Source organism: Blastomonas aquatica (genome assembly GCF_014639875.1).
In the GTDB taxonomy this organism is placed as follows: domain Bacteria; phylum Pseudomonadota; class Alphaproteobacteria; order Sphingomonadales; family Sphingomonadaceae; genus Blastomonas; species Blastomonas aquatica.
Genome location: NZ_BMGD01000001.1, coordinates 667,138 through 688,452, shown reverse-complemented (window position 1 = coordinate 688,452; position 21,315 = coordinate 667,138). Strand labels below are relative to the sequence as shown.

22 protein-coding genes are annotated in these 21,315 nt (G+C 64.4%); 8 read left to right on the top strand and 14 right to left on the bottom strand.

What is annotated here, in order from left to right; genetic code table 11:
* Nucleotides 1–252: 252 nt before the first annotated feature.
* The 3 genes from dapD to queG are packed head-to-tail and all read right to left on the bottom strand — an operon-like array spanning nucleotide 253 to nucleotide 2,937.
* Complete coding sequence (dapD, locus tag IEW00_RS03175) at nucleotides 253–1,107, bottom strand: 2,3,4,5-tetrahydropyridine-2,6-dicarboxylate N-succinyltransferase (RefSeq protein WP_188512881.1); 855 nt, start codon at nucleotides 1,105–1,107, stop codon at nucleotides 253–255.
* A complete protein-coding gene (locus IEW00_RS03170) occupies nucleotides 1,104–1,778 on the bottom strand; it encodes a pyrimidine 5'-nucleotidase (RefSeq protein ID WP_188512880.1) in 675 nt (224 codons plus the stop codon). Before IEW00_RS03170 ends, dapD begins: the two co-directional genes overlap by 4 nt.
* A 13-nt stretch (nucleotides 1,779–1,791) precedes the next feature.
* Complete coding sequence (queG, locus tag IEW00_RS03165; protein WP_188512879.1) at nucleotides 1,792–2,937, bottom strand: tRNA epoxyqueuosine(34) reductase QueG; 1,146 nt, start codon at nucleotides 2,935–2,937, stop codon at nucleotides 1,792–1,794.
* Between the two features lie 40 nt (nucleotides 2,938–2,977).
* On the opposite strand from queG, the gene IEW00_RS03160 reads away from it, so the two are divergent.
* Nucleotides 2,978–3,961 (top strand): ABC transporter ATP-binding protein, encoded by a 984-nt coding sequence (locus tag IEW00_RS03160; protein ID WP_188512878.1) that lies wholly within the window; start codon nucleotides 2,978–2,980, stop codon nucleotides 3,959–3,961.
* A complete protein-coding gene (locus tag IEW00_RS03155; protein ID WP_229736777.1) occupies nucleotides 3,954–5,150 on the top strand; it encodes an ABC transporter permease in 1,197 nt (398 codons plus the stop codon). The genes IEW00_RS03160 and IEW00_RS03155 overlap by 8 nt, the downstream gene beginning before the upstream one ends.
* Nucleotides 5,151–5,225: 75 nt before the next feature.
* On the opposite strand, the gene phbB is transcribed toward IEW00_RS03155, so the two are convergent.
* The 4 genes from phbB to hflK form a co-directional block, all read right to left on the bottom strand.
* Entirely contained in the window at nucleotides 5,226–5,948 is a 723-nt protein-coding gene (gene phbB / locus IEW00_RS03150; protein ID WP_188512876.1) for an acetoacetyl-CoA reductase, read from the bottom strand.
* Between the two features lie 281 nt (nucleotides 5,949–6,229).
* Complete coding sequence (locus IEW00_RS03145) at nucleotides 6,230–7,762, bottom strand: Do family serine endopeptidase (RefSeq protein ID WP_188512875.1); 1,533 nt, start codon at nucleotides 7,760–7,762, stop codon at nucleotides 6,230–6,232.
* A 142-nt stretch (nucleotides 7,763–7,904) separates the two neighbouring features.
* On the bottom strand, nucleotides 7,905–8,756 hold the full coding sequence (gene hflC / locus IEW00_RS03140) for a protease modulator HflC (protein WP_188512874.1): 852 nt from the start codon (nucleotides 8,754–8,756) through the stop codon (nucleotides 7,905–7,907).
* Nucleotides 8,756–9,898, bottom strand: a complete 1,143-nt coding sequence (hflK, locus tag IEW00_RS03135) for an FtsH protease activity modulator HflK (RefSeq protein ID WP_229736776.1) — start codon at nucleotides 9,896–9,898, stop codon at nucleotides 8,756–8,758. Before hflK ends, hflC begins: the two co-directional genes overlap by 1 nt.
* Before the next feature lie 134 nt (nucleotides 9,899–10,032).
* Between hflK and IEW00_RS03130 the strand changes: the two genes are divergently transcribed.
* The 4 genes from IEW00_RS03130 (at nucleotide 10,033) to IEW00_RS03115 (ending at nucleotide 16,321) form a co-directional block, all read left to right on the top strand.
* On the top strand, nucleotides 10,033–11,061 hold the full coding sequence (locus IEW00_RS03130) for an Mrp/NBP35 family ATP-binding protein (RefSeq protein ID WP_188512873.1): 1,029 nt from the start codon (nucleotides 10,033–10,035) through the stop codon (nucleotides 11,059–11,061).
* 4 nt (nucleotides 11,062–11,065) lie between these two features.
* The gene (locus IEW00_RS03125; protein WP_229736775.1) at nucleotides 11,066–13,366 is read left to right on the top strand and encodes a molybdopterin cofactor-binding domain-containing protein; all 2,301 of its coding nucleotides are present in this window, start codon (nucleotides 11,066–11,068) and stop codon (nucleotides 13,364–13,366) included.
* Nucleotides 13,367–13,392: 26 nt separating this feature from the next.
* On the top strand, nucleotides 13,393–14,391 hold the full coding sequence (hemH, locus tag IEW00_RS03120; RefSeq protein ID WP_188513089.1) for a ferrochelatase: 999 nt from the start codon (nucleotides 13,393–13,395) through the stop codon (nucleotides 14,389–14,391).
* A gap of 346 nt (nucleotides 14,392–14,737) precedes the next feature.
* Nucleotides 14,738–16,321 (top strand): helicase HerA-like domain-containing protein, encoded by a 1,584-nt coding sequence (locus IEW00_RS03115; RefSeq protein WP_188512872.1) that lies wholly within the window; start codon nucleotides 14,738–14,740, stop codon nucleotides 16,319–16,321.
* 195 nt (nucleotides 16,322–16,516) lie between these two features.
* On the opposite strand, the gene IEW00_RS03110 is transcribed toward IEW00_RS03115, so the two are convergent.
* A complete protein-coding gene (locus tag IEW00_RS03110) occupies nucleotides 16,517–16,945 on the bottom strand; it encodes a CBS domain-containing protein (protein ID WP_188513088.1) in 429 nt (142 codons plus the stop codon).
* 142 nt (nucleotides 16,946–17,087) lie between these two features.
* Here IEW00_RS03110 and IEW00_RS03105 point away from each other — a divergent pair, with 142 nt between their 5' ends.
* Nucleotides 17,088–17,378, top strand: coding sequence for a hypothetical protein (locus IEW00_RS03105; protein WP_188512871.1), 291 nt, complete (start codon nucleotides 17,088–17,090; stop codon nucleotides 17,376–17,378).
* Nucleotides 17,379–17,401: 23 nt separating this feature from the next.
* Nucleotides 17,402–17,809, top strand: a complete 408-nt coding sequence (locus IEW00_RS03100) for an acyl-CoA thioesterase (RefSeq protein ID WP_188512870.1) — start codon at nucleotides 17,402–17,404, stop codon at nucleotides 17,807–17,809.
* A gap of 87 nt (nucleotides 17,810–17,896) precedes the next feature.
* Here the strand turns inward: IEW00_RS03100 and IEW00_RS03095 are convergent, their stop codons facing one another.
* The 6 genes from IEW00_RS03095 to IEW00_RS03070 are packed head-to-tail and all read right to left on the bottom strand — an operon-like array spanning nucleotide 17,897 to nucleotide 20,883.
* Nucleotides 17,897–18,667 carry an alpha/beta hydrolase gene (locus IEW00_RS03095; protein ID WP_188512869.1) on the bottom strand — a complete coding sequence of 257 codons (771 nt, stop codon included), beginning with the start codon at nucleotides 18,665–18,667 and terminating at the stop codon, nucleotides 17,897–17,899.
* 26 nt (nucleotides 18,668–18,693) lie between these two features.
* Nucleotides 18,694–19,623, bottom strand: a complete 930-nt coding sequence (locus IEW00_RS03090) for an alpha/beta fold hydrolase (RefSeq protein WP_229736774.1) — start codon at nucleotides 19,621–19,623, stop codon at nucleotides 18,694–18,696.
* A 48-nt stretch (nucleotides 19,624–19,671) separates the two neighbouring features.
* A complete protein-coding gene (locus tag IEW00_RS03085) occupies nucleotides 19,672–19,863 on the bottom strand; it encodes a helix-turn-helix transcriptional regulator (RefSeq protein WP_188512868.1) in 192 nt (63 codons plus the stop codon).
* Nucleotides 19,860–20,246 carry a hypothetical protein gene (locus IEW00_RS03080; protein WP_188512867.1) on the bottom strand — a complete coding sequence of 129 codons (387 nt, stop codon included), beginning with the start codon at nucleotides 20,244–20,246 and terminating at the stop codon, nucleotides 19,860–19,862. Before IEW00_RS03080 ends, IEW00_RS03085 begins: the two co-directional genes overlap by 4 nt.
* A gap of 19 nt (nucleotides 20,247–20,265) precedes the next feature.
* Nucleotides 20,266–20,679, bottom strand: a complete 414-nt coding sequence (locus tag IEW00_RS03075) for a hypothetical protein (RefSeq protein WP_229736773.1) — start codon at nucleotides 20,677–20,679, stop codon at nucleotides 20,266–20,268.
* 27 nt (nucleotides 20,680–20,706) lie between these two features.
* Nucleotides 20,707–20,883 (bottom strand): hypothetical protein, encoded by a 177-nt coding sequence (locus IEW00_RS03070; protein ID WP_188512865.1) that lies wholly within the window; start codon nucleotides 20,881–20,883, stop codon nucleotides 20,707–20,709.
* Nucleotides 20,884–21,315: the final 432 nt, after the last annotated feature.

The window sequence follows — 21,315 nt, the reverse complement described above, 5'->3', positions numbered from 1 at the left end:
AAAAGAAAGGGCGGTCTGCTTCGTGCAGGCCGCCCTTTTTTTGTCTGGGGTGGGAAGAGGGTTCACGCGAAGACGCGAAAAGGAAGACATCGCAAACCCGTTCTCCGGCGAAAGCCGGAGCCCAGGGACGGTATGAAACATCAGCCGCCCTTGTCGTCACCCCCGCGCAGGCGGGGGTCCCGCTACGGCGCTGGAGTATCGGTAGAAGCGGGATTCCCGCTTTCGCGGGAATGACGGGAGCATGCTCGGAGGTTAGCTGCGCAGCAGCTCGTTGATTCCGGTCTTCGATCGCGTCTGCGCGTCCACCGTCTTGACGATCACCGCGCAATAGAGCGAGGGCCCGGGGGTGCCATCGGGGAGCGGCTTGCCGGGCATCGCGCCGGGAACGACCACCGCGTAAGGCGGGACCTTGCCGTAGTGCACCTCGCCGGTCGCACGGTCGACGATCCGGGTCGACGCGCCCAGATACACTCCCATCGAGAGCACCGCGCCCTCGCCGACGATCACGCCCTCGGCGACTTCGGAGCGCGCGCCGATAAAGCAGTTGTCCTCGATGATCACCGGGCCCGCCTGCAGCGGCTCGAGCACGCCGCCGATGCCGACGCCGCCCGAGATGTGGACGTTGCGGCCGATCTGCGCGCAGCTGCCCACAGTGACCCAGGTGTCGACCATCGTGCCTTCACCAACATAGGCGCCGATATTGACGAAGCTGGGCATCAGCACCGCGTCCTTGGCGACGTACGCGCCGCGACGGACGATCGAGCCGGGGACCGCGCGGAAGCCGGCGCTGCGGAAATCGTCAGCCGACATGCCGTCGAACTTGCTGGGAACCTTGTCCCACCATTTGGCCCCACCAGGGCCGCCGCTGATCTCGGCCATCGGGTTCAGCCGGAACGAGAGCAGCACCGCCTTCTTGAGCCACTGGTTGACCTGCCAGCCTCCCTTGCCATCGGGCTGCGCGACCCGCGCGGCGCCGCTGTCGAGCAATGCGAGCGCATCGGCGACATCCTTGGCGGCCGCGCCTTCGGGGCTGGTGTCGAGGCTGTCACGGCCATCCCATGCAGCTTCGATGCGGCTTTGCAATGCGGTGTCGGGGGTGGGGGTCATCGTGCAGTCTCCTGTGTCAGCGCTGCGAGCCAGTCGCCCAGCGCGGTAATCTCATGGTCGATAAAGTCGTGTTCGTGATCCAGCGTACCGCCATCCGAGCCGTTGTTCATCCACACAGTGGTCATGCCCAACTGCTTGGCGGGCTTCAGATTGCGCGCCAGATCGTCGATGAACAGCGCACTGTGGGGATCGATGTCGAGCTGGCTGATCAGGCTTGCATACGCTGCGGCATGCGGCTTGGGCTGGTATTGCGTCGCGTGGATATCGTGGATCGCTTCGAACTGGTCGCCCAGCCCCAATTTGTCGAGCACGCGCCCCGCATAGGTGACATCGCCGTTGGTGAAGATCAGCTTGCGCCCCGGCAACTGTGCCAGAGCAGTCGCGGTGACCTCGCAGGGGCGGATGCGGCCCATGTCGATGTCGTGGACATAATCGAGGAAGTGATGCGGATCGACACCGTGGTCGAGCATCAGCCCGGCCAGCGTGGTGCCGTGCTGATAATAATAGGCCTTCTGGATCCGCCGTGCCTCGACCAGATCGACCTTCATAAGATCGGCGACATAGGTGCCCATCCGCTCATCGATCAGCGCGAACAGATTGGTTTCCGCCGGATAGAGCGTGTTATCCAGATCGAAGATCCAGGTGCGGACGTGATCAAAGGGCGGGCGCATGATGGAATTGCGCCTAGACGGGCTCGGGCGCGTCGGCAAGCCGCCATTCGGCTGCGACGTCCGCGTCGCGTTCGTGCGGCATGCGGGCGGCATGCTCGGCCTGCCAGAGCCCGGCATCGAGCTGCGCCAGCGTCCACACCGCTGCGCCGCGGACTACTGGCTCAGGATCGTCCAGCAACGCCGCGACAGGCGCGACCAGGGCAGCATCGCCGCTGTTGCCCGCCGCGATGAGGGCATTGCGCACCATCCGCACCCGCCCGCTGCGCTTGATCGGCGATCCGGAAAACACTGCGCGGAACTGCGCGTCATCGAGCGCCAGCAGATCAGCCAGCGCGGGCGCAGCCAGCTCGGCACGCGGCAGAAAGGCACGGTTGGCATGCGCGGCGGCGGCAAATTTGTTCCACGGGCAGACCGCAAGGCAATCGTCGCAGCCATAGACATGGTTGCCGATCCCGCGCCTGAGGTCGGTGGGGATGGGCCCTGCATGCTCGATCGTGAGATACGAGATGCAGCGCCGCGCATCGAGCCGGTAGGGGTCGGGAAAGGCATCGGTCGGGCAGACGTCTTGGCAGGCGGTGCATGATCCGCACAGATCCTGCCCTGCGCCGCTCGGCGCGAGCTCGAGCGTGGTGTAGATAGCCCCCAGGAACAGCCAGCTGCCGTGGCGGCGGCTCACAAGGTTGGTGTGCTTGCCCTGCCAGCCCAGCCCCGCCGCCATCGCCAGCGGCTTTTCCATCACCGGTGCGGTATCGACAAACACCTTTACCTCGGCGTTTTCGGACTGATCGACGATCCAGCGCGCCAGCGCCTTCAGGGCAGTCTTCACCGTCTTGTGATAATCGCCGCCCTGCGCATACACCGAAATCCGCCCCCGATCTGGCGTGTCTGCCAGCGCGAACGGATCGCGGCCCGGCGCATAGCTCATCCCCAGCATGATCACCGAGCGGACATCGCTCCACAAGGTCGCAGGATCGGCGCGCTGGTCGCTGCGCGCCTCCATCCACAGCATGTCGCCATGGAGACCCTCGGCGAGCCACTGCTGCAGCCGCTCAGCGGCCTGCGGCCCCAGGCTGGCAGGTGCGATCGCGCAATCGGCAAACCCCAGCCGGGAGGCCTCCTGCGCGATTGCCGCTTCAAGGTTTTTCTTGCCGCTTACCATGTTTGTCCGCTACCCGATTAACACCTTCCCACCAAGACCGATGGGCCAACCTTTGACCGCTTTTGCCCAAGGACTGACCGTGACCGCCAATGCCATCGAAGCGCGCGGTCTGGTCAAGATCTTCGGTAAGCAACGCGCCGTGGATGGGGTCGATGTCACCGTACCTGCTGGCAGCATCTTCGGCATCCTGGGCCCCAATGGCGCGGGCAAGACCACCACCTTGCGGATGCTGCTGGGCATCGTCGATCCCGACGAGGGCACCCGTACGCTGCTGGGCACCGATCGCCCGCTCGATGTCGCGCGCCGGGTGGGCTATCTGCCCGAGGAGCGCGGGCTGTACCCCTCGATGAAGGCCTATGACGCGATCGCCTTCATGGGCGCGCTGCGCGGGCTGCCGCTGGCCGAAGGACGCAAACGGGGCCGGGCGATGCTCGAGGAGCATGGCCTGGGCAAGGCGGCGGACAAGGAGGTGCGCACGCTCTCGAAGGGCATGGCGCAGACCGTCCAGCTGCTGGGTACACTGGTGCATGACCCGGAACTTATCGTGCTCGACGAGCCGTTTTCGGGGCTCGACGCGCTCAACCAGGCCAAGCTCGAGCGCTTGATCCGTGCGCAGGCCGACCGCGGCGTCACCGTGATCTTTTCGACCCATGTCATCGCGCACGCCGAGCGATTGTGCGAGCGCATCGCGATCATCGCAGGGGGGAAGGTGCCGTTCACCGGTTCGGTATCGGAAGCGCGCGACCGGCTGCGGCCGCAGGTGCGGCTGGAAACGCGCGCGCTCAATGGGCCCTGGCGTGCGGCACTGCCTGCAGATGCCGCGCCCGAGGGGCATTTCTGGCACTTCACGCTGCCCGAGACCGGGGTCGAGCCTTTGCTGCGCGCGCTGATCGAGGGCGATGCGGGGATCCAGTCGCTGTCGATCGAACGCCCCGGGCTGCACGATGCGTTCGTCGCGATCGCAGGGGCCGATGCCGCGCGCCAGCTCGAGGAAGAAGCCCAGCAGGAGATGGCCGATGGCTGAATTGCTGCGTGCATCCTGGGTCATCGCCCGGCGCGATTTTGCCGCGATCATCTTTTCCAAGGCGTTCTTCTTCTTTTTGCTTGGCCCGGTGTTTCCGCTCGCCATCGGTATTGCTGCGGGCAGCATCGGTGGCCAGGTGGCGCGCGATATCGATCGGCCGAGCTTCGCGCTGGTCATGGCCGCACCCGATTCGGACGCCGCGCTCAAGGCGCGCGACGCGCTGGCGGAGCAACTGGGCGAGGGCAGGGTGCCCGCCTTGGTCGCGATGACATCCGACAATCCCGAACGCCTGCTCGGTGCGCAGCAGGACACGCGCTTTCTGGGCGTGCTGACCGGCAGCCTGCGCGATCCGCAGCTGATCGGTACGGCGGCCGAGATCGAGCGCTGGCGCGGGCCGCTCGAGCTGCTGGTCGAGCGCGCGCGCGATGGCAGTGCCGCAGCGCCCGCCAGGCTCGATACCCGCGCGGTCGCGCAAAGCTCGGGCTCGCGCGAACAGGGGCGGCTGGTGACCGCACAGGTCGGCCAGGCGCTGCTCGTGCTGCTGACGATGCTGCTCGCAGGGATGGTGCTCTCCAATCTGGTCGAGGAAAAGACCAACAAGATCATCGAGATTCTGGCCGCTGCGGTCCCGATCGATGCGATCTTTCTGGGCAAACTGTTCGCGATGCTGGCGATGGCGTTGATCGGAATTGCCTGTTGGGCCGGGTTAGCGCTGGTGGCGATCCTGCTCGCGGGCAACGGCTTGCCTGCGCTGCCGCCGCCTGCGACCGGCTGGCCGCTGTTCCTTGGCTTAGGGGTCGCCTATTTCGCGATGGCGTATCTGCTGCTCGGCTCGCTGTTCCTCGGCATCGGCGCGATGGCGAGCACGGTGCGCGAAGTGCAGACGCTGTCGATGCCCGCGACCATGGGGCAGTTGCTGTTCTTCTTCCTTGCGTCCTATTCGGTCACCCGGCTGGGCGAGCCGATCGAGCTGGTGGCGGCGGCGTTTCCGTTCAGCTCGCCCTTTGCGATGCTGGCACGCGCGGCGCAGCAGCCCGACATCCTGCAGCACCTTCTGGCTCTTGGCTGGCAGGCGGCCTGGGTGCTGCTGCTGATCCGCTTCGGCGCGCGATTGTTCCGCCGCAACGTGCTCAAGTCCGGCGGCGGCGTCAAGCGCGGGCTGATCGCGGGATTGTTCGCCAAACCCTGACCAGGATAACGCCCTGACAGCAAAAGGGCCGCGCATCGCTGCACGGCCCCTTGGTGATCTCTGCCCGGCGGGCAATCAGTACATGTGCTGGCCGCCGTTGATCGACAGCGTCGATCCGGTGACGAATGCGGCTTCCTCTGCGGTCAGGAACACCACGCCGCGCGCGATTTCCTCCGCTTGGCCCAGCCGTCCGACCGGGATCTGCGCCACGATCTTGTCCATCACGTTTTGCGGGATGGTCGAGAGCATTTCTGTAGCGATATAACCCGGCGCGATCGCATTGGCGGTGACGCCATAGCGCGCGCCTTCCATCGCCAGCGACTTGGTGAAGCCGTGGATACCGGACTTGGCGGCGGCATAGTTGACCTGGCCGATCTGACCACCCTGGCCATTGACCGATCCGATGTTGACGATCCGGCCCCAGCCGCGGGTGCGCATGCCGGGGAAGCACGCCTTGGCCATGTTGAAGCAGCCGGTCAGGTCGACGCGGATCACTTCGTCCCACTGCTCCCAGGTCATCTTCATCATCGTCGCATCGCGGGTGATACCGGCGTTGTTGACCAGGATATCGACCGGACCATGCTCGGCCTCGATCTTGGCGACCGCATCGATGCTCTGCTGATGGTCGCCGACATCCCACTTCTGTACCGCGATGCCGGTCCGGTCGGAAAAGGCGCTCGCTGCATCGTCGTTGCCGCCATAGCTGGCGATCACATGGGCACCCGCATTCTTGAGTGCCAGGCTGATCGCCTCGCCAATCCCACGTGTGCCGCCTGTAACGATTGCGATTCTGCCCATCCATACTCTCCTGTGTTGCCCATGAATCAGGGCTTTCAGGGTCACACTAGGTAGGCGGGGCAATCTAGACAAGGTGACGCTTGCGAAAAGCGAGGAGCCATTACTGAGCCAGAACACCCGTCATTCCCGCGAACGCGGGAATCCCGCTTTTCGTCCAAGGTCTGCGAATGAGCGAGACCCCCGCTTTCGCGGGGGTGACGGCGACGAAGGCATCGCAAAACTCAACGAAAAAGGGCGGCACCATCGGTACCGCCCTTGTTTCTCGTACTCTTGAGTCGCGTTTACTTGGCGCGCAGGCGCACCGGCAGGAACTGCGGCTGTCCCGCACGACGCTGGACGCGCAGCAGCACGGCCTCGCGGTTGGCGGCGCGGGCTTCGGCGATGATCCGGTCGACATCTGCGGGGGCAACGACCGGACGGTTGTTGATCGACAGAATGACATCGCCGCGGCGGATGCCCTTTGTCGCGGCATCGCCCGATGGATCGACCGCAGCCACGACGACACCCTTGAGTTCGGGGGGCACCCCGATCTGTCGCGCGATCTGCGGAGTGAGCTGGGTCAGCGCCATGCCGAGGCCCTGACGCGTCGCCTGTTCGCTATCCTGCTGGTCCTGGTCGGAGAAGTCCTCTGCAGCTTCGGGATTGAAGTTCTGCGCGGCGATTTCGTCCTCACTCGGACGGCGACCGACCGTGGCAGTCACGGTCACGCGCTCGCCGTTGCGGATCAAAACAACCGGAATTCTGCTACCCGGAGCGATATTGGCAACGATGAACGATAGTGTCTGGTCAGGGGTAACATCCTTGCCGTCGATTGTGACGACCACGTCTCCGGCTCGGATCCCGGCCTTTTCTGCAGCTTCACCCGGCTCGACGCGCTGTACGAATTCACCGCGCCGCTTGGGCAAGCCCAGCGATGCTGCCAAATCGTCCGTCAGCGGGTTGATGCCGATGCCCAGATAGCCGCGCTCAATCGCCGTGCCGCTGCGCAGCTTCTCAACGATCGGAGCGGCGACCTCTGCGGGGATCGCAAAGCCGATGCCGACACTGCCGCCAGTGGGCGAGATGATCGCGTTGTTGATGCCGATGACGTTGCCGTTGAGATCGAACATCGGGCCGCCCGAGTTGCCCCGGTTGATCGCAGCATCGGTCTGCAGATAGCGGTCATAGGCGCCGCCCTGGCCGGTGTTGCGATAGACCGCCGAGATGATCCCGGAGGTGACCGTACCGCCCAGGCCGAAGGGATTGCCGATGGCGAGAATCCAGTCGCCAACCCGTGTCTTGGTCGAATCACCAAAGCGCACGAACGGGAAGGGCTTGGTGCCCGAGATCTTGAGCACGGCCAGATCCGACTGGGGATCGCGGCCGATCAGACGCGCGGGGAATTCGGTACCGTCGGGCATCGTCACGGTGATTGATTCGACCGAAGCGTTGCCGTCGGCGGCAACGACGTGATTGTTGGTCACCACATAGCCATCTGCCGAGATGATGAAGCCCGAGCCCAGCGATTGCGCCTCACGCGTGCCGCCACCGCCGGCGCCGCCCTCAGGTGCACCGAACAGGCCGCCGAACGGGGTTCCGGCAAACGGATTGTTGGGAACGCGCACCCGCTGGCGGGTCGAGATGTTGACCACTGCTGGTTGCAGCTGTTCGGTCAGGTCGGCAAAGCTCATCGGCGCGCCGGCGCGGGGGGCGGCGGCCATCATCGCGCTCTGGTCGTTCTGGGCAACCTGCGCGCCCAAAGGCTGACCAGTGGCAAGCACGACGGCGCTGCCACCGATCAAAAGGGCTGATGTCACTGCATAAGCGTATCGCACGTGTGATTCCTCTTCATGTCTAAAGACGCGTCCACCGGCTTCCCCAGCGCGCAGAAAATGCGCAAAACCATGGCGATCCCGGTTTGCAATCTCCGCCTGAACGCAGATTGAATGATGCGGCCCCTTTCAGGGCCACACAGGTTTAGCGATTTCCCCGACCCTGAAATTCGCGCAGATAGTCATTGTTGGGCGACAGGATGATCGAGGTTTCACCCGATCCACCCAAGAACGTCCGCTCATAACTCTGCATGGCACGATAGAATTCATAGAACGATGCATCCTTGCCGAAGCTGTTAGCATAGGTACGCGATGCAGATGCATCGGCCTCCGCACGGATGATTTGTGCATTTTTCTGGCCCTGCGCCGTGATGGTCCGTGCCTCCTGCTCGCGCGCGGTGCGCATCCGCTGGAACGCGCTCTGCAGCGGCGTGCCCTGTGGTAGGTCGGCGCGCTTGATCTGCACATCGACGATCTGCGCACCGTATTGCGAAGCAATCCGGTCAAGTCCCGCCTGGATGCGGTCCATGATGCCGCCACGTTCGGGGCTGAGCAGCGCGGCAAACTGGCGTTTGCCGAGCTCGTTGCGCAACGCCGATCCCAGGATCGGGCGCAGTTCGGCCGCGACGCGCTCGACGCTTCCGGCAGACACATACATCCGTTCGGGATCGACGATCCGGAAGCGGGCATAGGCATCGACTTCAAGCCGCAGCTGATCGGTGGAGAGCACCTGCTGCTGTTCCATTTCGACCGCAATCACGCGCTTATCGACCCAGACGATCTGCTCGGCAAACGGGATCCGCGCGATCAGGCCTGCGCCGGTCTGGCCGAACTCTTCGTTTTCGCGATAGACGTTGAAGGTACGGACCGGCTGGCCGAAGCGGACGATTACGGCCTGCTTGGTTTCGGGGACCACCGCGACAGAACTGGTCAGCGCGATCAGAACCAGCGCGATCAGGCCGAGCAGCAGCATCGGGCGTTGTATCATCGTTCCCATCAGCGGGCCTCCCCTGCGGCAGGCGCAGGTGGCGTAGGCGTTGCCTGTGCCCGCTTGCGCAGCTCCGGCAGCGGCAGATAGGGCGTCACGTTGCCCGGTTCGATGATCGTCTTGTCAAGCTTGGACAGTACCCGCTCCATGGTTTCATAATACATACGCCGACGCGTCACATCGGGCGCCATGCGGTATTCTTCGTAGACCTTGTCGAACGCGGCAGCTTCGCCCTGCGCCGCTGCGGTCAGCTGCTGGGCATAGGCGCGCGCTTCGTTGAGGAAGGTCTGCGCTTCCTGCTGCGCGGCGGACACCGCCTTGAACGCCTCGTTCACGGCTTCGGGCGGATCGGCCTTCTTGATCGCCACACCCTGCACCTGAATGCCCGACCGGTACGAATCGAGCAGCTCCTTCATCCGCTGTTCGACCTTCTGCTCGACCTCGATACGGCCGGGGCCGATCGCATCATCGAGCGTCACTTCGGCCACGCTCGCGCGCATTGCGGCCTCAGCGGCCTCACGGATCGTCGCTTCGGGATCTGCGAGCTGGAACAGGTACAAGGTTGGATCGTTGATTGTCCAACGCACCGAATACGCCAAATCGACCAGATTCTGGTCACCGGTGAGGATCAGGTTTTCCTGCGTGCCTGCTGCGGGGATATCGATCGTGCGGATATTCTGCACATCGACCACCTGGAACGATTCCATCGGCGAAGGCAAGGTCATCGCGATACCCGGCTCGAGTGTTCGCGAATATGACCCGAGGAACGAGACAACGCCGCGCTCTTGTGGGCCAACCCGGTGGATACTGGTCAGAAGCAGCCAGAGCACCAGCACCAAGCCGATCGCGATAGGCACATAGCTTTTGCCATTGGGGCGCCGGGGCAGGCCGCCGAAGCCGCCGCCGCCGCTGCCGCCGCGGCGCTTGAACAGCTCTTCGATATTGGAAGGTTTGCGGCCGCCAGCCGGGCCTGCGCCTGCAGGTTGCCACGGATTGCGCGGGCCACCGCCGTTGCTTCCGTTGTCGCCGCCATTGCTCCCGGTGCCGGATCCGGAATCGCCCGGAGTGCCCGAACCTCCCGATCCACCGCCCCAAGGGCTGTTGTTGGCCATAGTCAAAATGTTGGAAAACCAGCCGGTCAGTCTTGTCATACATCCTTTATAAGACGTGACTCCGATAAAAACAGGGGTTTCATGCGCATCTGTTTTGATGAACCGTGCATTTCGTCTAGGCAGAGCGAGGGCTTGCCGGATGATGGTGCGCCGCATTATGCGCTGGGGCGAGTATGGCAGAGCTGATCGAGATTGAAACCGCTGCAGCCGCAGCAAGCGAAGGCAGGGCGAGCGGTGTGCGGCTGCGCGAGGGCGGTCTGGTGTCGCTGGTGCTTGATGTAGCAGGGCTCGATGGGCTGGCGCGCGACCGGATGGAGATCGCGCTCAAGGGCGCAGTGCTCGCGCTGGAGGGCGTGACCAAGGTCCAGGTGGCGATGACCGCAGAGCGCCGCCCACCTCGTTTGATCGCGATCGGCTCGGGCAAGGGCGGGGTGGGCAAATCCACCTTCTCGGCCAATCTGGCGGTTGCGATGCACCGCGCGGGACGCAAGGTCGGGCTGGTCGATGCGGATATCTATGGCCCCTCGCAGCCCCGGTTGTTCGATTGCGAGGACGTCAAGCCCAGCGCGCGCGGCGAGAAGCTGGTGCCGGTGTCCAATGACTACGGCGTGCCGCTGCTTTCGATGGGCCATATCGTACCTCAGGGTCAGGCGATCGCGTGGCGCGGGCCGATGGCGGGCAAGGCGCTCGACCAGCTGATCAACGCGCACTGGGGCGATGTCACCGACATCATCGTCGATCTGCCGCCCGGAACCGGCGATGTGCAGCTGTCGATGCTGCAGAAGCACAAGCCGGCAGGAGCAGTGATCGTGTCGACACCGCAGGATCTGGCGCTGATGGACGCGGTCCGCGCGATCAGCCTGTTCGAACAGGGCAGCGTGCCGATCATCGGCCTGATCGAGAACATGGCGGGCTATGTCTGCCCGCATTGCGGCGAGCTGTCCGATCCGTTCGGTATCGGCGGAGCAGAGGCTGCGGCCAAATCGATGAGCATCCCGTTCTTGGGCCGTGTCCCGCTCAACATGACGATCCGCCGGTCGAGCGATGCAGGCGTGCCGCCTGCCTCGGGCGAGGGGCTGATATCGGACGGTTTCGCCGCGATCGCCGCACGGATTTCCACGTGGATCGACAACCGCTTTGGTGCCCAGTCCAGCCCCCAGTCCAGCCCCCCGTCCGGCACGCATTCGGGCGGGACAGGCTAACAATATGGTGCAGATCACGCGGCGCGGCCTGCTGATCACTGCGGCCGCGGGTACTGGGCTGACGGTTGCCTGGGCGCTGTGGCCCCGGCGATATGACAATCCGCCCGCGTTGGTGGGGCAAGAGGCGGTGTTCGGCGCATATCTGCGGATTGCGGCGAACGGCACGGTGATCGTCAGCAATCCGCATTGCGAGATGGGGCAGGGGGTCGGCACCGTGCTTGCACAGATCGTCGCCGAAGAGTTGGGCGCCGACTGGCGCACCATCGCGCTTGAGCCCGCGCCGCCGGCACCCGTGTTTGCCAACACCGCGCTGGCGAGTGAATGGGCGCCGTTGCTGCTGCCTCCGGCACCCGCGCTCACGCCCGATGCCAACGACATCCTGATCCGACGCTGGGCCGCGATGCGCGATTTCGTGGTGACCGCCGGCGATACCGAAATCACCGCCTATGAGCCCGGTTATCGCGCTGCCGCTGCGACCGCGCGCTCGCTGCTGTGCCAGGCGGCGGCAGATCGCTGGGGCACGACGGTCGAGGAAACTGATACCCGCGACGGCTTTGTCGTATGGGGCAATGAAAAAGTGCGGTTTGCCGATCTCGCCGCCGAGGCGGTCGATTATCCGGTGCCCGATCCCGCTCCGCTCCGCCCCACGCTGCCGGGCAACATCCGCGTCGAACCGATCGGCGATGCTCCGCCGTTTGCGCGGCTCGACCTGCCCGGCAAGGTCGATGGTAGCGCCACCTTTGCAGGCGATGTGCGCTTGCCCGACATGGTCTACGCCGCAATCCGCCAGGGACCGGTCGATTCGATCGCGCTGGTCAGCGTCGATCGCAAACCTGCAGACGGCGTCACCGGGCTGATCGACATCGTGACAGGCGGTGACTGGGTGGCAGCAGCGGCAACCAGCTGGTGGGCGGCCGACAAGGCGGTCAATCTTTTGCGCCCGCGCTTCCGCCATGGCGCCAGTCGCCGCAGCGGCGATCAGGTCGCCGAACTGCTTGACCAGGCAATCGCGCAAGGGACCGGCTATCGGCTGATGGCGCGTGGCGACACCGATACGAGCTTTGCATCATCCAAAGGCATAGCGGCGGTCTATGCGATCGCCGCCGCGCCGCATGGAACGATCGAGACAGGTGCAGTCACCGCGCGCTTTGCCGACAACCGGCTTGAATTGTGGGTGGCGAGCCAGGCTCCGGCTGCGGCGCGGCGGCGCGCGGCCCAGGCGCTGGATATCGCAATCGCCAATGTGCAGATCTACCCGATGCCCGCAGGCGGCTCGTTCGACCGCAGGCTCGATGACGACCTGGTTGCGCCCGCCGCGATCCTGGCGCGCGACTTGCGCCGCCCGGTGCAGCTGACCCGCTCGCGCCAGGAAGAAGCGGTGCGCGATCCGGTCCGCACACCCGCCAGCGCAAGGCTGGCTGCGGTGATCGATGCACAGGCCAATATCGCGGCGCTCTCGGTCAAGATCGCCTGCCCGCCCACCGCGCGCGAATCGGCGCAGCGATTGTTCAATGATTCGCATGGTCTAACGGCGATCGCCGATACCGCAGGCGAGGCCGATCTGATGGCGGTCGAAGGCGCGATGGTGCCTTACGATATCGCCAACCTTGCGATCGATCATTATCCGGTGCGGATCGATATCCCCACCGGGCGCTGGCGTGGCAATGGCGCGAGCTATGGCGTGTTCGTCACCGAATCGTTCGTCGATGAGCTCGCGGCGCAGGCCCGCCGGGAACCCCTGTCGTACCGGGTACAGATGCTGGGGCAGAACATCCGCCTCGCAAACTGCCTGACCCGGGTGGCGGGGCTGGCCGAATGGGACGGCGGCCTCGACAAAAGCGGCCAGGGCGTTGCCTGCTGCTCATGGAACGGCGCGCATATCGCGGTCATCGCCAGCGCCTCGCGCGGCAGCGGAGGTGGTGGCAGCGGAAGCGCCGGTGACGGTGGGCGCGGCGGCTTTCGGGTCGAGCGTTTATCAGCGGTTGTCGACGCCGGACGCATCATCAATCAAGACATAGCCTTGCAACAGATCGAAGGTGGCATGATATTCGGCCTTGCGATGGCGATGGGGTGCGCCACCGGCTGGTCCGATGGCTATCCCGATGTCCGAACCTTAAGAGCCCTTTCCCTGCCACAACTGGCCGACATACCGGAGATCCGCGTGGACTTTATCGAGAGCCAGGAGCCGCCTGCGGGCCTTGGCGAGATCGGCGTGCCTGCCGTTGCCCCTGCGATTGCCAATGCACTTGCCTCTGCCACCGGCTTGCGCTTCCGCCAGCTTCCCTTGCTGTCAGGTGGCCTGTGAGCGATATCGACATCTCCCGGTCGGGCATGGAACCACCCGTCGATCACCCGCCGATCCTGAAACCGCGGATCGGCGTGCTGCTGATCAACCTAGGGACTCCGGCCGCCCCCACCACCAAGGCGGTACGCGATTATCTGGGCGAGTTCCTCTCCGACAAGCGCGTCGTCGAAATCCCCGCGATCGTCTGGCAGCCTCTGCTGCGCGGCGTCATCCTCAACACCCGCCCGCAGAAATCCGCAGCCGCCTATGCCGAGGTGTGGACCGATCAGGGATCGCCGCTGGCGGTCTATTCCAAGCGGCAGTCCGAGGCGCTGAAGGGGCGGCTGGGCGATGCGGTGCTGGTCGATTACGCCATGCGCTATGGCCAGCCCTCGATCGAATCACGGCTGACCGCGATGAAGGAGGCGGGCTGCGACCGCATCCTGCTCGCGCCGCTATATCCGCAATATTCGGGTGCGACCACCGGCACCGCCAACGACAAGGCATTCGAGGTGCTGCAAGCGATGCGCTGGCAGCCTGCAATCCGCACGCTGCCGCCGTATCACGACGACCCCGCGCATATCGATGCGCTCAAGCGCAACATTGAGCACGCGGTCGCCTCGCTCGATTTCGTGCCCGACAAGATCGTCACCAGCTTTCACGGCATGCCGCTGCGCACGCTGCATCTGGGCGATCCCTATCATTGCCAGTGCCGCAAGACCGCGCGGCTGCTGTCCGAGGCGATGGGGCAGGAGCTCGTCGTCTCGTTCCAGTCGCGCTTTGGCCGTGCCAAATGGCTCGAGCCTGCGACCGACGACACGCTCGAGGCTTTGGGCAAGGCCGGCGTCAAGAAAATCGCGGTCGTCGCGCCGGGCTTCTCGGTCGATTGCCTCGAGACGCTGGAAGAGCTCGCCATCCAGGGCCGCGAGCAGTTCGAGGACGCCGGCGGAGAGAAGTTCGCCTACCTGCCATGCCTCAATGCCAGCGGCGAGGGCATGGACATGCTCGAGACCTTGGTGCGGCGCGAACTGGGCGGGTGGATCTGAGGCGCGGGCCGCTTCTGTTGCATGTGTCACCCAGACCCGCTCAGCCTGAGCCTGTCGAAGGCCACGGGAAATCGTCAGCCGCAAAAACCCGTCGCTTTCCGGCGAAAGCCGGAATCCAGGCCGACCACAGTATGATCTGACTCCTGGACCCCGGCTTTCGCCGGAGAGCGGTGTCGTGATTGGGGGATAAATTCGCGCGGGGCCTTCGACAGGCTCAGGCTGAGCGGAGGTGGGACAGCGGGTCATCAATCTAATTCCCCCCCCCACAGTTTACATCACCCCTCCCTCGACTTGCCCCTCCTCTCGCGGCATACACCGGCGAACACCAACAGCGGGGGAGCCAGCCATGTCCGATATCTTTCTTGGCCTGGGCGGCGGGGAGAAGCAGACGCTGGTGCTGGCCCGTGCCAACCGGCACGGCATGGTCGCAGGCGCGACCGGAACTGGCAAGACGGTGACGCTGCAGGGCATCGCCGAGAGCTTTTCCGCCAAGGGCGTTCCTGTCTTCGTTGCCGATGTGAAGGGCGATCTGGCAGGGATCGCGATGGCGGGCTCGCCCACCCATAAGGCGCATGACAAATTGGTCGCGCGCGCAACAGAGATCGGGCTCGAAGGCTTTGCCTATTCCGATAACCCTGCGATCTTCTGGGACCTGTACGGCGAGCAGGGCCACCCGATCCGCACCACGATCAGCGAGATGGGGCCATTGCTGCTCGCCCGGCTGATGGGATTGAACGACACGCAGGAAGGCGTGCTCAATATCGCCTTCCGCTTTGCGGATGAACAGGGCCTGCTGCTGCTCGATCTGGCCGATCTGCAATCGGTGCTGGCCTACACCGCCGAGAATGCGCGCGAGCTGTCGGCGCGGTTCGGCAATGTTACCAAGGCCAGCGTCGGCACCATCCAGCGACAATTGCTTCAGCTCGAAAGCCAGGGCGCAGCCCAATTTTTCGGCGAACCTGCGCTCGAGATCGACGATTTCCTGTGCTGCGACGACCAGGGACGCGGAATCATCAACGTGCTCGCGGCCGACAAATTGATGCAGAGTCCCAAATTATACGCCACCTTCCTGCTGTGGCTGCTGTCCGAGCTGTTCGAGACGCTTCCCGAGGTTGGCGACCCTGACAAGCCCAAGCTCGTCTTCTTCTTCGACGAGGCGCACCTGCTGTTCGACGATGTGCCCAAGGCGCTGGAGGAGAAGATCGAGCAGGTCGTCCGTTTGATCCGCTCCAAGGGCGTGGGCGTCTATTTCGTGACGCAAAACCCGATCGATATTCCCGAAAAGGTCGCGGGCCAGCTCGGCAACCGGGTGCAGCATGCACTGCGCGCGTTCACCCCGCGCGACCAGAAGGCGATTCGCGCCGCTGCGGATACCTTCCGGATCAATCCCGATCTCGACGTCGAGACCGCGATCACCGAGTTGAAGACGGGCGAAGCTCTGGTCTCGACATTGCTCGAGGACGGATCGCCATCGATCACCCAGCGCACGCTGATCAAGCCGCCGCGCTCGCGGCTGGGGCCGCTGACCCCCAAGGAGCGCGCGATCATCCAGTCGATCTCGCCTTATGATGGCAAATACGACACGCGGATCGAGCGCGAATCGGCAATGGAGGTGCTGGTGCAGAAAGCCGCGGATGCTGCTGCGGTGGCGCAGGAAGTCGAGGCCAAGGGCAAGGCCGAGGTCGCCAGGCAGCCGCGCAAGACGACATCGATCTGGGCCAAGGCGGGCAATGCGGCAGCCGGGGCGGCGGCCGCCTCAGCCGGCGCGGTGCTGGCAGGCGCGCTGACCGGAAAGAAGAGCCGCGCCAAGCCCGGCGCCAGCGCGGCGAGTGCAGCGGCTGGAACGGTTGCAACCGAGATCGGCAAGGCGTTCGGATTTCCTGGGCTGGGGCGATTCGCGCGCAATCTGTTGGGCGGGTTGATGCGGTAGAGGGGAGAAAGGCTGGTTCACGCGAAAACGCGAAGGCGCGAAGGGTCTTTTCGCGGCTCACTGTTCTCCGGCGAAAGCCGGAGCCCAGGAGTTAGGTAGCGCATTCTCGCCTCTGGGCTCCGGCTTTCGCCGGAGAACGGAAATCTCCGCGCCTTCGCGCCTTCGGGTGACACCCATACTGGCGGGGCGGAATACTCAAACGCTTTGGATATAATCCCTCAGCGCGGCGGCCTCGCCTTCGATTTTGTCGATCCGGTATTTTACCAAATCACCGATCGAGACAAAGCCGACCAGGACGTCACCATCGATTACGGGCAAATGGCGGATGCGGCGCCGGGACATCAGCGACAATGCCGACATCACCTGGGTATCGGGGGACACCGTAATCGCGGGTGCGGTCATCGCTTTTTCGACCGGCTGGTCAAGAATATCGGGGCCATCGGAATGCAGCCGATAAACCAGATCGCGCTCGGAAAAGATGCCGACGACCTCGCCATCGCGAACGATCGGCAGCGCACCGATGCGTTTTTCCGCCAGCAGGTTGGCGGCATCGCGCACGGTGGCACTGCAAGTGCATTGATGCACCGCGCCATCGCGTCCGGATAGAATATTGGCAATCGTCATGGCATGCGCCCTCCTAAGCGAGGCTCGGCCCCTTATGGTGTGGCGGCGCAGGGATTTTGAACGCCGCCATGGCGACTCAAGCCTGACGATGGTCCCACGAAATGCTTGGAAAGAAAAGGCATCTCGACCTATATCATTATACATGCCGCGCTTTTCCAATCTCGACGATCCCGATTACGCCCGCTTTGCCTGGGCCCGCTATTGGCGGGTGATGGGCTGGATGGCCGCCGCCACATCGCTTGCGGTGGTCAGCATTTTGGGCGTGCTGTTCCTGCTGCACGGCACGGTCTCGATCCATCTGTATATCGCTGCTGCTTTGGGGATCGGCTTTACCATGCTGCTCACCGCCGCGCTGATGGGGCTGGTGTTCCTTTCCAGCGGAACCGGGCATGACGAATCGATAGACGACGCGCTCGATCCCGACGCTCCGTAATTTCCGCATTGGGGGGTAATGCCATGAACGCGTCTGCTGATCGCCTGACTGAATGCCGCGACCCGGTGCTGCGGGTGGTGCCTGCGCCGGCGGACATCAACTCCAACGGCCATATCTTTGGCGGCTGGGTGCTGGCTCAGATGGATATTGCCGGCGGCATCGTCGCCAGCCGCGAGGTGCAGGGGCCCTGCGCCACCGTCGCGATCGAGACGATGCAGTTCCTCGCGCCGATCCTGCTGCGTGACATCATTTCGGTCTATGCCGAGGTCGAGCGGGTGGGCCGGACCTCGATCGCGATCCGGCTCGACGTGATCGCCACCCGCGATCGCGGCGAACAGGAGGTGCGCGTCACCAGCGGACTGTTCACCTTCGTCGCGCTCGACGACAACCACCGCCCAAGACCGATCGTGCGTCAGGCAACGCTGGTTTGATTGCAGCCCGTTCTCCGGCGTAAGCCGGCGCCTAGGGGCAGGATTGCGCTGTAGCCGCTGTGGATTCCGGCTTTCGCCGGAAAACGGTCAGGCTTCCGCCAGACTTCCCAACAGGTTCCCCACCGTCTGGATCAGCAGGGCGATGTCGGTGTCGCGCGACAGGCGGTGGTCGCCATCCTTGATCAGCAGCAGTTGGACGTCAGCGCTGCGCAGCTGTTTCTGCGTTTCCAGCGCATATTGCCACGGCACATCGGCATCGTTCTGCCCCTGGATCAGCCGCACCGGACAATCGATCGCGATCTCGCCGATCAGCACGCGGTTGCCCTCACCCGACTGCCAGAACTTGCGTGTCGTCACCATCGGTTCGGGGCCGTAGTCGCTGGGCTTTTCCAGCCGACCTTCGGTCAGCAGCGTTATCTTCTCTTCCTGACTGAAGCCCCACATCGTGAAATCGGGCGCAGCGGCGATGCCGGCGATGCCTGCCACCCGCTTGGGCCGGGCGAGTGCGACCAACAGCGCCAGCCAGCCGCCCATCGATGATCCGATCAGCAGAACAGGGCCGTCAACCACGGTATCGATCAATGCCAGTGCATCGTCGCGCCAGTCGGCCAGTCCCTGATCCTCGAAACCACCGCCACTGGCACCACAACCGGCGTAATCGAAGCGCAGCATCGCGAGACCTTCGCGTTCGGCCCAGCCATCAAGCGCGAGCGCCTTTGTACCCGTCATGTCGCTGGCATAGCCGGGCAGAAACACCATCGTCGGAGCAGAAGCACGTGCCTCGCTCGCGCGGCGATGATGATAGACGATCCGCGGCCGATCGGCGCGATCGAGGAAGCTGGTGTTGTGCTGGTTCATGCCGGGCGGCTTAGCCCAGCGCGGCGCTATTCGCCATAGCCCAGCAGGAAGCTATCTACGGCGGCGGCGAAGCGTTCGGGCTGATCGAGCATGATGAAATGGCGGCTGGCGTCGATGCGTTTCAGGCTCACCCGGTTCAGCCCCGCATACGCGTTAGCATAGAGTGCATCGACATAGTCCACCGGCCCCACCACCGAGTCATAGGGGTACAGCACAGTGACCTGCGTGGTGATCCTGCCCAGGTCCGGACGGATATCGGTGAGCAGCACATCATGGAACGCCTGCGCGGTGACACGATGATCAGCGGTGGCGCTCCACGCCATCACCTGCCTGCGCCCGGCCTCGGTTGCCGACATCGTGGCGAGCGTCGGGTCGGCGGGATCTTGCGCGCGCGGTCCGGCAGCGAGCGCCGCCTTGAGCAGTGCATCGGCCTGCGGACGCACCGCATCGACCGTCGCCATCGGCGAGAAGATCAGGCCGATAAACGGCAGGCTGTCCTCGATCAGCACCCGGCCCAGCAGGTCGGGATACCGCGCGGCGATCATCGCGGCGGTCAGACCACCCATCGAGTGGCCGATCACCGCCGGCCTTTTCAGCCCCGCTTCGCGGATGTAGTCGGCAACATCCTCGACGAACGGCTCGAGCACAGGGCCGCTGGCATTGGCTCCCGGATCATCGCCAAAGCCCCGGACCTGGACCAGATGCAGGCGGTAGCGCCCTTGGAGCTGCTCGACCGTCCGGTCCCAGACTGCGCGCGGGCTGGCCAGGCCCGGGATCAGGATGACATCGGGGCCAGTGCCGACGACGGTATCGGTAAACCGTGTCCGATCAACCTGCGCGGATGACGGTGCGGCCGCGCCAGTGCCAGGGGACTGCATCGGATTGGCGAGGGCAGGCGGGTTCAGTGCAGCAGCAAGGGTTGCCGCCACAAGGGCAGCACGCAGCAATTTCTTCATGACAGTCTCCCAGGGTTCAACAACAGGGGCGGGCGCGCGCCGCCGTCATCAATCACGCAGAAAAATCGCCTCGATCGGCAGGTCGAACAGGTCGGCGATTCGGAACGCCAGCGGCAGCGAGGGGTCGTATTTCCCGGTCTCGATCGCGTTGATGCTCTGCCGCGAGATCGCCAGCGCATTGGCAAGGTCGCCCTGCGTCCAGTCCCGCTCGGCGCGCAGCACCTTAAGCCGGTTTTTCATGCGCGCCACCGCACGATCGGCGTGGCAATCCCCAGCATCGCAAACCAGATGGCCCCCATCCATTGCGGGCCGTCGGTGACGACACCAAAGACCTTCAGGAACTGCCAGACTGTCACGATGGCGAGCGTGAGAGCGGTGGCAAGCAGCGTCTGCTTGACGAACAGCAGCCGCTGGTACTCGTCGTCGATCTCGACCAGCAGCCGGAAGATCGCCCAGAACACCCCGACGATGGGAAAGGCACTGATCAAGGCCAGCCCGATCAGCGTCGCCTGGGCGTGGTCGGCCCCGTTGCGGGCGAACAGCAGGCTGCCGGTGAGGATCGCCATGTACGATCCCATGAACAGCATCAACCGCAGGGTATAGCGCCGCATGTAACCGGGCATTCTCTTACGCGGTGTCATTTTAGCGGTCGCTTGCCAGGTGGCAGCTGTCCTGGTCACCGAAGGCGGAGCGGTTGACGATCTGGCCGACCACCAGGCCGACGCACCACATCGGGAAGACATAGAAGATCGCCATCCTTGGGATATCGGCGGCGTACAGCTCCAATATGCCCCACACGCTGGTGACCGCCAGAGTAATGGCTGTGGCGACCAGAAACTTGCGGACCTCGAGCATCCGCAGATATTCATCGTCGAGTTCGATCAGCAGCCGCCCCATCGCCCAGAGCCAACCCAGCACGGCAAGGCCTGGCACCAGAGCCAGGGCGATGGTGAGCACGCTGGCCGGAGCGTTATCCGGGATCATCGCGGTCGCCAGCATGATCGAGGCGAGATACACGAAGGTGATCGGGATGAACCGGCGGATATAGCGCCGCATCGCGGGATGATCCTTGGCGCGCATCGTTCAGCAGGCCTTGCTGCGCAGGCACCGGCCACGCCGCGCGACCGACATCACCGCGAGGATGGGAAGGCCCGTAAACAACGCCTGCGCAGTGCCGTCGGAGATCAGGTCGGCCACGTTCAGCACGGCCACGCCCAAAATGGCAACAGCCCAGCACAGGGCATGGTGATAAGCATTCATGGTCAAGCTCCCTTGATTCGATGTAAAGGAACATTGTCTTCTTCAAGATCAGATGTCAAGCGTCCTTGATAAAAGGATTGGCGTGCTTGTCGCCCAGTTTGCTTCTGCACTCCCGCTTGCGGGAGGGGCAGGTTCAGCTTGCTGAACCGGGGTGGGCCTCGAATTGCCTGCGGCTCAGGCCCACCCCGGCTTCGCCTTCGGCTCAGCCACCACTCCCGCAAGCGGGAGGGGAGAGGGGATTGCACCCGCCCTAGTGACTCGCCCGCCAACCCCCGCTATACCCGGCCCATGGCGAGCATCCGCACCACCCTTGCGACTACCACCACTCCGGGCGACCGGGGGCGGGCAGACGCGGGCTGACTTTCGCGATTGCCAGCCACCCGTGTGCGGGTGGCTTTGGCGTCGGCTCCTCGCACTTCCTCTCATCACCGG

Excerpts from the sequence above, each read along its gene's own strand:
- dapD (WP_188512881.1), bottom strand. The coding sequence starts at position 1,107 with ATGACCCCCACCCCCGACACCGCATTGCAAAGCCGCATCGAAGCTGCA.
- IEW00_RS03170 (WP_188512880.1), bottom strand. The coding sequence starts at position 1,778 with ATGCGCCCGCCCTTTGATCACGTCCGCACCTGGATCTTCGATCTGGAT.
- queG (WP_188512879.1), bottom strand. The coding sequence starts at position 2,937 with ATGGTAAGCGGCAAGAAAAACCTTGAAGCGGCAATCGCGCAGGAGGCC.
- IEW00_RS03160 (WP_188512878.1), top strand. The coding sequence starts at position 2,978 with ATGGGCCAACCTTTGACCGCTTTTGCCCAAGGACTGACCGTGACCGCC.
- IEW00_RS03155 (WP_229736777.1), top strand. The coding sequence starts at position 3,954 with ATGGCTGAATTGCTGCGTGCATCCTGGGTCATCGCCCGGCGCGATTTT.
- phbB (WP_188512876.1), bottom strand. The coding sequence starts at position 5,948 with ATGGGCAGAATCGCAATCGTTACAGGCGGCACACGTGGGATTGGCGAG.
- hflC (WP_188512874.1), bottom strand. The coding sequence starts at position 8,756 with ATGGGAACGATGATACAACGCCCGATGCTGCTGCTCGGCCTGATCGCG.
- hflK (WP_229736776.1), bottom strand. The coding sequence starts at position 9,898 with ATGACAAGACTGACCGGCTGGTTTTCCAACATTTTGACTATGGCCAAC.
- IEW00_RS03130 (WP_188512873.1), top strand. The coding sequence starts at position 10,033 with ATGGCAGAGCTGATCGAGATTGAAACCGCTGCAGCCGCAGCAAGCGAA.
- IEW00_RS03125 (WP_229736775.1), top strand. The coding sequence starts at position 11,066 with ATGGTGCAGATCACGCGGCGCGGCCTGCTGATCACTGCGGCCGCGGGT.
- hemH (WP_188513089.1), top strand. The coding sequence starts at position 13,393 with ATGGAACCACCCGTCGATCACCCGCCGATCCTGAAACCGCGGATCGGC.
- IEW00_RS03115 (WP_188512872.1), top strand. The coding sequence starts at position 14,738 with ATGTCCGATATCTTTCTTGGCCTGGGCGGCGGGGAGAAGCAGACGCTG.
- IEW00_RS03110 (WP_188513088.1), bottom strand. The coding sequence starts at position 16,945 with ATGACGATTGCCAATATTCTATCCGGACGCGATGGCGCGGTGCATCAA.
- IEW00_RS03105 (WP_188512871.1), top strand. The coding sequence starts at position 17,088 with ATGCCGCGCTTTTCCAATCTCGACGATCCCGATTACGCCCGCTTTGCC.
- IEW00_RS03100 (WP_188512870.1), top strand. The coding sequence starts at position 17,402 with ATGAACGCGTCTGCTGATCGCCTGACTGAATGCCGCGACCCGGTGCTG.
- IEW00_RS03095 (WP_188512869.1), bottom strand. The coding sequence starts at position 18,667 with ATGAACCAGCACAACACCAGCTTCCTCGATCGCGCCGATCGGCCGCGG.
- IEW00_RS03090 (WP_229736774.1), bottom strand. The coding sequence starts at position 19,623 with ATGAAGAAATTGCTGCGTGCTGCCCTTGTGGCGGCAACCCTTGCTGCT.
- IEW00_RS03085 (WP_188512868.1), bottom strand. The coding sequence starts at position 19,863 with ATGAAAAACCGGCTTAAGGTGCTGCGCGCCGAGCGGGACTGGACGCAG.
- IEW00_RS03080 (WP_188512867.1), bottom strand. The coding sequence starts at position 20,246 with ATGCCCGGTTACATGCGGCGCTATACCCTGCGGTTGATGCTGTTCATG.
- IEW00_RS03075 (WP_229736773.1), bottom strand. The coding sequence starts at position 20,679 with ATGCGGCGCTATATCCGCCGGTTCATCCCGATCACCTTCGTGTATCTC.
- IEW00_RS03070 (WP_188512865.1), bottom strand. The coding sequence starts at position 20,883 with ATGAATGCTTATCACCATGCCCTGTGCTGGGCTGTTGCCATTTTGGGC.